Source organism: Thermovirga sp., from assembly GCF_017656375.1.
Lineage (GTDB): Bacteria > Synergistota > Synergistia > Synergistales > Thermovirgaceae > Thermovirga.
The window spans coordinates 19,228-30,146 of record NZ_JACDOB010000018.1 but is presented as its reverse complement, the minus strand read 5'-3'; the positions used below and the strand labels follow the sequence as shown (position 1 = coordinate 30,146).

The 10,919-nt window shown below is 47.6% G+C and carries 12 protein-coding genes; 4 read left to right on the top strand and 8 right to left on the bottom strand.

Annotated features, from left to right (window positions below; all coding sequences use genetic code 11):
• The first annotated feature begins 255 nt into the window (after positions 1–255).
• Genes H0Z23_RS06440 through ybaK form a run of 3 tightly spaced genes read left to right on the top strand, consistent with a single transcriptional unit; the run spans position 256 to position 2,200 of the window.
• A complete protein-coding gene (locus tag H0Z23_RS06440) occupies positions 256–1,503 on the top strand; it encodes a phenylacetate--CoA ligase family protein (RefSeq protein WP_296868373.1) in 1,248 nt (415 codons plus the stop codon).
• 52 nt (positions 1,504–1,555) lie between these two features.
• Positions 1,556–1,690 carry a hypothetical protein gene (locus tag H0Z23_RS06435; protein WP_296868371.1) on the top strand — a complete coding sequence of 45 codons (135 nt, stop codon included), beginning with the start codon at positions 1,556–1,558 and terminating at the stop codon, positions 1,688–1,690.
• 36 nt (positions 1,691–1,726) lie between these two features.
• Positions 1,727–2,200 (top strand): Cys-tRNA(Pro) deacylase, encoded by a 474-nt coding sequence (gene ybaK / locus H0Z23_RS06430; protein WP_296868369.1) that lies wholly within the window; start codon positions 1,727–1,729, stop codon positions 2,198–2,200.
• On the opposite strand, the gene H0Z23_RS06425 is transcribed toward ybaK, so the two are convergent.
• Positions 2,197–2,817 carry an FmdE family protein gene (locus tag H0Z23_RS06425; protein ID WP_296868367.1) on the bottom strand — a complete coding sequence of 207 codons (621 nt, stop codon included), beginning with the start codon at positions 2,815–2,817 and terminating at the stop codon, positions 2,197–2,199. The two genes, ybaK and H0Z23_RS06425, sit on opposite strands and share 4 nt — an antisense overlap.
• Complete coding sequence (locus tag H0Z23_RS06420; protein ID WP_296868365.1) at positions 2,787–3,881, bottom strand: reductive dehalogenase domain-containing protein; 1,095 nt, start codon at positions 3,879–3,881, stop codon at positions 2,787–2,789. Before H0Z23_RS06420 ends, H0Z23_RS06425 begins: the two co-directional genes overlap by 31 nt.
• 123 nt (positions 3,882–4,004) lie before the next feature.
• Between H0Z23_RS06420 and H0Z23_RS06415 the strand changes: the two genes are divergently transcribed.
• A complete protein-coding gene (locus H0Z23_RS06415) occupies positions 4,005–5,393 on the top strand; it encodes an NAD(P)/FAD-dependent oxidoreductase (RefSeq protein ID WP_296868362.1) in 1,389 nt (462 codons plus the stop codon).
• Between the two features lie 84 nt (positions 5,394–5,477).
• Here H0Z23_RS06415 and H0Z23_RS06410 read toward each other — a convergent pair whose 3' ends face one another.
• The 6 genes from H0Z23_RS06410 to H0Z23_RS06385 form a co-directional block, all read right to left on the bottom strand.
• Complete coding sequence (locus H0Z23_RS06410) at positions 5,478–6,755, bottom strand: TRAP transporter large permease (protein ID WP_296868360.1); 1,278 nt, start codon at positions 6,753–6,755, stop codon at positions 5,478–5,480.
• Positions 6,752–7,282: a TRAP transporter small permease gene (locus H0Z23_RS06405; RefSeq protein ID WP_296868357.1), complete on the bottom strand. Its 531-nt coding sequence runs from the start codon at positions 7,280–7,282 to the stop codon at positions 6,752–6,754. The genes H0Z23_RS06410 and H0Z23_RS06405 overlap by 4 nt, the downstream gene beginning before the upstream one ends.
• Positions 7,283–7,344: 62 nt before the next feature.
• Positions 7,345–8,379 carry a DctP family TRAP transporter solute-binding subunit gene (locus tag H0Z23_RS06400; RefSeq protein WP_296868356.1) on the bottom strand — a complete coding sequence of 345 codons (1,035 nt, stop codon included), beginning with the start codon at positions 8,377–8,379 and terminating at the stop codon, positions 7,345–7,347.
• Positions 8,380–8,590: 211 nt separating this feature from the next.
• The gene (locus tag H0Z23_RS06395; RefSeq protein ID WP_296868354.1) at positions 8,591–8,767 is read right to left on the bottom strand and encodes a hypothetical protein; all 177 of its coding nucleotides are present in this window, start codon (positions 8,765–8,767) and stop codon (positions 8,591–8,593) included.
• 3 nt (positions 8,768–8,770) lie between these two features.
• Positions 8,771–10,678 carry a DNA topoisomerase (ATP-hydrolyzing) subunit B gene (gene gyrB, locus H0Z23_RS06390; RefSeq protein ID WP_296868352.1) on the bottom strand — a complete coding sequence of 636 codons (1,908 nt, stop codon included), beginning with the start codon at positions 10,676–10,678 and terminating at the stop codon, positions 8,771–8,773.
• Positions 10,675–10,887, bottom strand: coding sequence for a hypothetical protein (locus H0Z23_RS06385; protein WP_296868350.1), 213 nt, complete (start codon positions 10,885–10,887; stop codon positions 10,675–10,677). The genes gyrB and H0Z23_RS06385 overlap by 4 nt, the downstream gene beginning before the upstream one ends.
• Between the last annotated feature and the right edge of the window lie 32 nt (positions 10,888–10,919).

Sequence of the window (10,919 nt, the reverse complement as noted above, 5' to 3'; positions counted from 1 at the left end):
CAAGTGGTATAAAACTATACAATATTTACGGAAGCAGAAGGTGCATGTAATATGACAAAAGCCCAAGAGTTTCAAGGTTTAACATATATGAATAGCTTCTATTTCTATTACTTTACCGGCGTGGGACCCCCTCTGTGGTTCGACGCTTAAGCGTCTTTGGCCACTAGAGGCCGGGGTTCCCTTAACAAATGGGGACCCCGGCCTTTTTTTATTTGTTTTGCAAGGAAAAATATTTCGAGAGGAGAGGAATGAAAGATGAGCGAAAGAAACTTCAATTCACAGCTTGAGAACCTAAAGAAAACTGTCAGAAGAGTATGGGAGAACGTTCCTTTCTACCGGGCAAGGATGGAAGACTGGAACGTTACCCCTGATGACATAAAAAGCCTCGATGACCTGAATAAGCTTCCCTTCATGACCAAGTCAGATTTGCGAGACACCTATCCGATGGGCCTTCTGGCGTGTCCAAAGGATGAGGTCGTAAGGGTACACGCCTCCTCAGGCACCACAGGCAAGCCTACGGTGGTAGCCTACACGGCTGGCGACATAGAGTCCTGGACGGAATGTATGGCCAACTGCCTGAAGACAGCAGGAGTAAATGAGAAAGATGTATTTCAGGTGATATTGGGATACGGCCTATTTACCGGCGCCCTGGGCTTCCACTATGGGGCTGAAGCAATAGGCGCCATGGTGGTTCCAACTGGAGGGGGCTTTACAGGAAGGCAGCTAATGCTCATGGAAGATTTGGGCACTACTGTTTTTACCAGCACGCCTTCATACGCCCTATACCTGGCGGAAGAAATAAAGAAGCGAAACATAAGGCACAAGTTGAAGTTGCGCCTTGCCATCTTGGGGGGAGAGGCGTGGACAGAGGAGATGAGAAAGGAGATAGAAGAAGCCCTGGATGTTATGGCAGTGGACTCATACGGCCTTTCCGAGGTTGTAGGCCCCGGTGTGGCAATGGAATGCCCCGAAAGGAAAGGGCTGCACGGCAATTGGGAGCATTTCATATTTGAAGTTGTAGACCCTGCAACAGGTTCGCCAGTGCCAGAGGGGCAAGAGGGAGAGCTGGTCATAACGTCGCTAAAGAAAGAAGCCATGCCTGTAATAAGATACAGGACCCGAGATCTTACGAAGCTCATCAGGGGAAAATGCTCATGCGGGAGAAACGATGTAAGAATTGACAGGGTGAAGGGACGCTGCGACGACATGCTCATCATAAGAGGAGTAAACGTCTTCCCTTCACAGGTAGAGGCGGCCCTTGCCCAGGTTCCAGAGCTCTCTCTTCACTATTTTCTTGAGGTCTTTGAGAAAAAGGGCCTCAAAGAGCTTTGCGTTGTCTGTGAGCTCAAAGACCACCTTTCCGAAAGCGATCTCGAAAAGGTAAAAACAAGGACATCTCACACCCTTCACGAGGTTTTAGGCATAAGAGTAGGCCTAAGGTTGGAGCAGCCTGGAACTTTGGAACGCTCTTCAGGGAAGGCGGCGAGGATTGTAAAGATTTAATAAATAATTTTATAAATGCGGGATTTGAAATAAGTAGAGGAGGTAGAGTATCATGTTAGAGAAAAAAGAGGAAAGGGCTGTGCAAGAAGAGAAACTGCGGGAACAAGCCTTGGATGTGGAGTATGATTTCGAGGGGCTTCCTATAGCCTACAATCAAGTAAGCAGCTTGGAACAAAAGAATAACTAATCTAAAACCTAAATAAACAGGAAGGTGTTTTCATAAGTGAAGAAAACCAATGCGGCGAGGATTTTAGAACGCCTTGGCGTCCATTTTGAACTGTGGTCTTACGAGGTAGATCCCGATAACGTCGGTGCAGAAGCTGTGGCCGAGAAGGTGGGGCTGCCCCCTGAGAGAGTTTTTAAAACTTTGGTTGCTAGAGGGGACAAGACAGGAGTAGTAATGGCCTGCATACCTGGCAATGCAGAGCTTGACCTCAAGGCTTTAGCCTCCGCTAGTGGCAACAAAAAGGTAGAATTGGTACACGTAAAGGAGATCCGGACCTTGACAGGTTACATTCGTGGAGGCGTTTCCCCGCTGGGGACAAAGAAGAAGTACCCTGTGTATATAGATGAAAAAGCTCTCCAGCACGAGGCCATATGCGTGAGCGCTGGAGAGCGGGGATTGCAGCTTTACCTGTCGCCGAAGGAGCTTGCAGGGGCTGCAGGCGCCAAGTTTGCCTCCATATCAAGAGGTTAGGATGTAGCTTCTTTAATTAATTTCTCGAAGCATGGAATGCACAGGGCCTTGCCCTTGAAAAGCCTTGCTTTGGTCTCCATTGTGCTTTCACCGCAGTGGGCGCACGTTACGCTGCCGGTCATGAGAGCTCTAGGAAAGGATTCGAAAGGGATGTCTTCTATTTTCACTAGAGCGGCCAGGTCGGATTTTAAGATTTGATCGCTTTTCTCTTTTCTTAATGCCGCATAAAGGGCCTTTTCTTCTTCAGATAGGGCCCCTGAGGCGTACTTATCCCTGAGTTCCTGCATCTTAGCTTCATTAGGATATTTTATGGCATTGAGCTTCGATATCCTAACGGCTTTTTTGTCCAATCGCCTATAAAATCTGAATGCCGTTTTTCCTACGTTTTCTATTCTGAGGTTCCCTTTGCCTATGGTGCATCCTGTAAGAAACTGTATGGCATCTACAGCACAGTGGTCACATTCGGAAACGCAAAAGATTTCCTCGTCGCCATTGTGTCCTACTGTATCAAGGGCAGCTTCTGCTATCCTTATGCCTATGGCCAAACCTGAGCACCAGTGGCCATGAAAGGCTTTAGCCTGTTCTATTAAATCTTCTGGTAGCTTGCAGTTTGCCATGCTCGTTCTCCTTTCAGCCATTCGGGAGGATCAGGGTTGAAGGGGCGCTTTTGGCATGATAAAGCTATCTCTTGGGCATATTCCTCAGGTGCCTCGGTCTCTGCGAGCTTTGTCCAATCTACGGCGCCCTGGGTGAATGGGCAAGAGCTTATGCATACCCCGCAGTCAGTTCCAACGTTTCTCCATACCCTGTAGCATTTTTCAGATGAGAAGATCCAGTTGTCCTTCATTTTGTCTAGTGGCCCAGTGGGGATGGCCTTTCCAGGGCACATGGCGCTGCAAAGGTTGCAACCGCTGCAAAATCGCTGGACTTTGTCGAAAATTGTGCCTTTAGAGGTCTCCAAAAGGGGCATATCTGTGGTCACTGCGCTTATCCTTACACAGGGGCCAAATTCCTTCGTTATTAGAAGGCCATTCCTGCCGAGGGCACCTAAACCCGCATCCACCGCTGCAGGGACCAATGGAAGGAGGTAATTGCCGTCCATGTGTACCCTTGCCCTGTAGCCTGCTTGCCTTATGGAGGAAGCAAGGGATAAGGCGGTGACGGCAACGTTAAGATATCCCCTTACCGTTTCCACAGTTTGTGGGGCGAGTGGGGCGCGATGAATCATATGTGGATCCATAGCTCTTACGATTATGATCCCCCAGGGTAGTAGGTTGGATATCTTTTCTCCATACACTTCTTCTCTTCGCCCCCTGTGGGAATAGTAATGGTGGGGTTTCATGGCCAATATTCCCACAAGGTCGGCCCCAAGGTAGGTAGCTGTTCCCTTAACCCATTTGGTCCATGTTTCAGGGGATTGCTCTATTTTTATCGGAGATGGTTCCACGTCAACTAGAGGATGCCAGCTTGCCAAAAGGCCAAAAATGCCATCAATTATTGGATTTGCAAGGGGACTGTATGTAGGAGTTTCCTGGCTTCCAAGGCCAGGTAGGGCTCGAAGCTCATCGTCTATTGGCTTTTTATCCGGATTTCGTGCATAATAATCCTCATAAGCGGCGCTGCCTACACTCCACGCCATCCTCGCAAACATGGTATCTCGTTCGTCGACCTTTTTTTTCATGCTTGTTTTCTCCCCAATCTATGATATACTCCTCCGTTGGCTCTTCTTTCGTTTATTAAGCCTACTTATGCAATAGTATAATAAAATCTATGGAAGAGAAAATAAAAAGTGAGGGAAAACATAATGCAATATGATGCCATAATAGTTGGAGCTGGCCCTGCAGGGCTTTTTGCTGCGAGGGAAATGATACGCGGAGGCTTGAAAGTCGCTATCATTGATAAGGGCAGGAACATAGAAAGCAGGACCTGCCCAATGAAGGATGGGCGCTCTGATAAATGCCTCCATTGCAAGCCCTGCAACATAATCTGTGGCTGGGGGGGAGCTGGAGCATTTAGCGACGGCAAGCTGACCCTTACGCCCGAGTTTGGCGGAAACCTAGACAAATATATAGGAAGGGCGGAGCTTATATCTTTGATAGATGAAGCTGATAAGGAATACCTGAAGCATGGGGCCAGCACACAGGTCTTTGAGCCAGATCCTACCTTTGCGAGGGACGTGGCGGTAAGGGCCAGTTCCGCTGGGCTAAGGATAATTCCCGCCAGGATAAGACATATGGGAACGGACCGCTCCAAGGACATTTTAAAGAGCATGTATGACGAGATAGCATCCAACTGCGACGTCTACATGAACAAGGCCGTGGAGAAGGTCTTAGTGAAGGATAATAGAGCGGCGGGAGTGGTGCTGAAGGATGGCACTACGATGGAGGCCAAGGCAGTTTTGCTGGCACCCGGGAGAGAGGGTGCCTTCTGGATGGAGGAAGTGGTAAAGGATCTGGGTATCCAGATAAAGTCCCTTCCCGTAGATATAGGAGTAAGAGTCGAAATTCCTTCCGAGTGGGCGGAAATGCTGACGGAGCAGTTCTATGAGGTAAAAGCTATTTTAGATACTCCTACTTTCGATGATCAGGTCAGGACCTTTTGCATGTGCCCCCACGGAGAGGTGACCACCGAGTACCTGGAGCAGCACGGCATATTGACCGTTAATGGCCACAGCAACAGAAACGGTGAAGGCAAAACGGAGAACACCAATTTTGCCATACTGGTTTCGACAGAGTTCACAAGTCCCTTCAAGGACCCCAACGGTTATGGCAGTTACATAGCCAGATTGGCTAACCTTTTAGGTGGAGGAGTTTTGGTACAACGACTGGGTGACCTCAAGCATGGAAGGCGCTCCACGCCTGAACGTATAGCTAAAGGCCTTGTAAGGCCGACTCTAGCTTCTGCAGAGCCTGGAGACTTGTCCTTCGTATTGCCTTATAGACATCTGACTGACATATTGGAGATGATTCAGGCCCTTGACTCGATAATACCTGGCATAAATGGCAAGCACACTCTCCTTTACGGAGTGGAAGTCAAGTTTTACAGCTTAAAGCTTGAGCTTGACAAGGACCTCATGACGAGCATTCCAGGGCTTTATGCTTGCGGTGATGGCGCTGGAGTGACCCGGGGAGTTATACAGGCTTCTGCCAGCGGCATGGTCGCAGGAAGGGCCATAGTAAAGCAGCTTAGCTAGAGATTCCCAACAATACATTAAAGAGTAAGTAAAAAGGGGCAGAGAAAATTATTTCTCTGCCCTCCTTTATTGTATTGCTTTTGTTTACATGAAACCCAACAGCTTGGGCAAGATAAGGGATATAGGCTCTATATATGTAACAAGCAGCAATATTGCAAGCTCTGCCAGAACGAAGGGGTAGACGGCTTTTGATATCTCTTCCAGGCTTAGGCCCGTAATTCCGCAGCTTACGAAAAGGCAGACCCCAACAGGAGGGGTGGCCATCCCTATTGCAAGGTTAAGGACCATCATAAAACCAAAGTGCAGAGGATTTATCCCAAGCTTTGCTGCTACTGGCGCCAAGATAGGAGCTAGCAATATTATGGCAGCCCCGGTTTCCATGAACATCCCCACAAAAAGCAAAAATATGTTTATTATCAGAAGGAAGAGATAAGGGTTATCGGTTATGGAAAGGAAAAGGTTGGCCAGTTTCAGGGGAATCATGTTTGCTGCTATTACCCAGGCAAAGACGTTTGCCATGGATATTATGAGCAATATGGTGGCGGTGGTTATGCCACTTTGGAGCAATACGCTTGGGATGTCTTTCCATTTGAGCTCTTTAAAGATGAATCTGCCTACGAAGAAAGAGTACACAACAGCTACCGCTGCGGCCTCTGTAGGTGTGAAAATCCCACCCAAAATTCCACCAAGAATGATAATGGGTGCCATCAAGGCCCAAACTGCCTCCTTGAATTCTACAGCAACCCTTTTGAGTGAAAAGTTGTCGTACTTGGAATAACCTTTCTTTTTGGAGGTACTATACACTATGATCATGAGAGCTAGCCCTAATAGCACTCCAGGGATGAACCCTGCGGCGAAAAGCCCTCCTACCGAGACTCCAACGGATACTCCGTAGATTACCATGATTATACTTGGTGGAATGATGGGCCCAATGGTTGCCGCTGAGGCTGTCAAAGCAGCACTGAAGTCCTTCTCGTAACCGCTTTTTTCCATTGATGGTATCATTATGGCTCCTATCGCCGATGCGTCAGCTACAGCAGAACCGCTTATGCCTGCAAAAAACATGTTGGCCACCACGTTTGCATGGGCAAGGCCTCCCCTTATGTGCCCTACGAGGCTATTGGCGAAACGTATCAATCGTATGGTAGTTCCGCCTCTGTTCATTATGTCTCCTGCCAGAATAAAAAAGGGCACAGCCATCAAGGGGAAGGAGTCTATTCCTGTAAACATCCTTTGAGCCACTACCTGAAGAGGTACCCCCATGGCGACCAAAGCTGCAAGTCCAGTAATTCCCAATACCAGGGCAAGGGGGACTCCGATGGCGAAAGTCACAGCAAACGTAATGGCGATAATTGTCATCATGGTTTTGTTCCCCCTTCAAAGGCGTTTTCTGTCAGCTCTGCGTCGGCTGTGGAGAGCGTGTCGCTGGTTCTCTCCAGAAGAAGCCGTATGGTGTGTAGCAGGATGTAAAAGCAGCCTATCGGAATGCAAAGGTAAGGTATGATCATTGGGAAGTGCATGGCTGGGGACACCTGGGTTCTAAGATCCCACACAAGCTTTATTCCCTGCCATATGAGAATTACCATAAAGATGGCTATAATGAGCTCAGCAAAAGTGTTTATTGCCAACCTCACTCGTTTTGAAAGGCGAGACACTATGAGCGTAACCCCTATATGGCGTTTTTGCCCCATTGCTAAGCCGGCCCCCATAAAGGTTACCCAGGCCATCATGTACCTGGCAGCTTCTTCCGACCAGCTTAGGGGATTATTAAGGATAAACCTAAAAAAGACAGCCGTGAAGGCTATGATACTCATGGAAGCCATAAGGATTATTATTATAAATTTTGCAAGTTTATCCATGATTTTAAGAATGGAATTGACCACCTTCATTTATTGTTGCTCCTTCCAGGCGGAGACCCTAAAAGAATAGGGCCCCCGCCATTGCCAGTGTTTTACTTGAGCATTCCTTTTTCTTTCTCTTCCGCTTCCTTTACAGCTTTCATTACCTTATTTACCCACTCTTCCCCTACTTCAGCCTTTACGTATTCTAAAACTGCAGGCTGTGAAAGGTCTCTGAACTGTTTGGCTTCTTCTGCTGTAGGAACGTATATGGTCATACCTTGTTTTTTCAGGTTTTCTATACCCGTTTGCACCTGGCGCTCCGTGAGGGCCCTTTGGGTGATTTTAAAGAGCTGGGCTCCCTCGAAGAGTGCCTGCTGGATGTCCTCAGGGAGCTTTTCCCACAATTTGCCGTTTATGAACATGATGAGTGGGTTGTAAAGGTGCCCATCCAGGACTACGTGTTTTTGGACTTCATAGAATTTCATGTTGTTGATGAGGGTGATTGGACATTCTGCACCATCTACTACACCTTGCTGTAGAGCCATGTAAAGTTCGCCGAATGCAATAGGAGTAGGGGAAGCGCCAAGAGCTTCCACTAATTTCATGTGGGCTGGGTTTTCCATGGTCCTAAGCTTCAGGCCCTTCATGTCAGCAGGGGATTTTATCTGCTTCTTGCCGGTGAAGAAGTGCCGATACCCATTTTCACTTATGGCGAGGCATTTAATGCCTGTCGCTTTGTACATCTCCTCCATAAGCTGTTGCCCGAATGGCCCATCCAGGACCTCCCAGGCTACGTACTTATTGGGGAATAAGTAAGGGATGTCAAAGACCATTATGGGCTTGAAAAGGGTAGGTATAGGCCCGGTGGTGATGGTTCCAAGCTCTATGGTTCCCATTTTTAGGCCTTCTAATATCTCCTTTTCATTCCCCAGCTGGCTCGCGTGGAAGACGTCAATTTTGACCTTGCCTTGTGTCTTGGTCTCTACGTAATTTTTGAAGACTTCAACAGCTATGACTGTCCTGTCGTTCGGATCCGCTGGTCCAGCATTGGCAAGCTTCATTTTGATTACATCCGCCGCAAAAGCGCTGCCTGCCAGAAGTACAACAGCCAGCACCAAAGAAATAAATAATCCAAAACGCTTCATTCCGCATCTCACTCCTTTTTTAGTTTTTTAGCAAGCTAAAAGCGAACGAAAATATTATGAGCTTGCTCCTCCGCTACTCTCACCTCCTAGTAGGTAAAGACACGCTTATGTGACCCAATCCCTATCTATTGGTTCAATATTGTATCCGAATAAACAGTTTGTGTCCAAAGTTTATTTTTATGTCTGATTTTTAGAGACATTGGAGACAATTTTACCAGCCGCCTCCTCCGCCACCTCCTCCACCGCCGGAAAAGCTCCCTCCGCCAAAGTCGGATGACCCTGGAGACACGCCAGAGGAGGCGATGGCGCTTCCTATGCCGCCGGAGAGGTTGACTGTACTGTAAAGAAAAGCCGAGGCTTTTGGCCTCGGCTTTTTATGATCAATCACATTTTATATATCTAGGTTTCGTACCTCTCTTGCGTGGTTTTCTATGAATTCCCGCCTCGGTTCCACTTTATCTCCCATTAGGATACTGAAATATTCGTCCGCTGCTACAGCGTCTTCTACCTCTATACGCTTACACACCCTCGTGGCCGGGTCCATGGTTGTCTCCCACAGCTGGGAGGGGTTCATCTCTCCAAGACCCTTGTATCTTTGAATATGCAGTTTTTTGCCTTCTCCTACCTTCTGTCTCAGCTTGGTGAGCTCTTTATCGCTAAAGCAGTAATGGACTTCCTTGCCAATTTGCACCCTGTACAAAGGGGGCTGGGCAATGTACAAGTGCCCTCCTTCTATCAATTCAGGCATAAACCGGTAAAATAAGGTTAAAAGTAAGGTTCTGATGTGGGAGCCGTCCACGTCTGCGTCAGTCATCAGGAAGATCCTGTGGTAGCGAAGCTTGCTGATGTCAAAATCCTCTCCTATTCCTGTGCCCAAGGCCTGAATTATTGTTCTGATCTCGTTGTTGTCCAGGACCTTGTCCATTCTTGCCTTTTCTACGTTGAGTATCTTTCCCCTCAGAGGCAAGATGGCCTGAAAATGCCTGTCTCTTCCCTGCTTGGCCGAACCTCCGGCCGAATCTCCCTCAACGATGAAAAGCTCAGATTCTTCGGGATCTTTGCTGGAGCAATCTGCCAATTTGCCAGGTAAATCTAATCCAGCAAGGGCAGTCTTACGCCGAACAAGCTCTCTGGCTTTTTTGGCCGCTTCTCTGGCTAGCCTTGCTTTTAATGCTTTTTCTACAACAGGCTTGAGTATATCTGGCCGTTCGTCTATTTCTACCATCAATCCATCATAAAAGATGGAATCTACAATGCCCTTTATCTCTCCATTACCCAGCTTGGTTTTAGTTTGGCCCTCGAATTGGGGTTCTGGCAACTTTACAGAGATTACGGCGGTAAGGCCTTCCTTTAGGTCATCGCCTGAAAGGTTTGGATCTTTATCTTTAAGAAGTTTATTTCTTCGTGCCATTTCGTTGACTGCTCTGGTTAAGGCAGTTCTGAATCCTGATACGTGAGTACCGCCTTCCACCGTGTGGATGAGGTTTGCGAAGGCAAATACCCGTTCCAGGTAGCTGTCGTTGTATTGTATGGCTATTTCCACTGAGACTCCGTCTTTTTCCCCTTTTATCACTACTGGTGGGGAAAAGAGAGTGTGTTTTCCTTTGTTTAGGTATTCCACGAAAGATGCTATGCCGCCTTCGTAATGGAAGGTCTTTTCCTTGCCGGAGATGCGATCCTTCAATATTATTGTGAGGCCCGGATTTAGAAAGGCCATCTCCCTCAAGCGACTGCTGAGGATATCCCAAGAGAATGTGATATCTTCAAATATCTCTTCATCAGGCTTGAACTCTATTCGTGTTCCTCGCTTGTTGGTGCTTTCCCCACAGCACAACTGGGAGACGGGTTTTCCTTTTCTGTAGCTTTGTCTCCATTCTTTGCCGTCTCGCCATACCGTCAAGTTTAGCCACTCGGAAAGGGCGTTTACCACCGAAACACCTACACCATGAAGCCCTCCACTTACCTGGTAAGCTTTCTTATCGAACTTCCCACCAGCATGGAGGGTTGTAAGCACCACTTCTGCGGCAGGTTTCCCCGTTTGAGGATGAGGATCTATGGGAATTCCCCTTCCGTTATCTTCTACGGAAACGTGGCCATCCTCATGGATTATTACCTCGATTTTGGTACACCAACCTGCCATAGCTTCGTCGACAGAGTTGTCGACGACTTCATATACTAGATGGTGAAGCCCTCTTGTCGTTGTATCGCCTATATACATTCCCGGCCTGCGCCTTACAGCTTCCAGGCCTTCCAAAATCTGGATGTCTTGTGCAGTGTATTGCTTTGCAGATGCTGTCATTTCTTATCTCCCTCTTTTTTTACTTTCGATGCAAGTTTTTTCCCATTTTTGATAAACTCTTCAGACCTACGCGCTATTGTCATTGGCTGAAAGCCTGTAGCCATGACTGACCCATCGCGCAGAATGATAGCTGTCTCATTCCCTTCACGGACCAAAGCCAAAACCCGGCCAATGTACAAAAACGTATTTTTTTCAAGAATTAAAAACACAAAGAAGACCTCCTGAAAGGCTATATATAGCA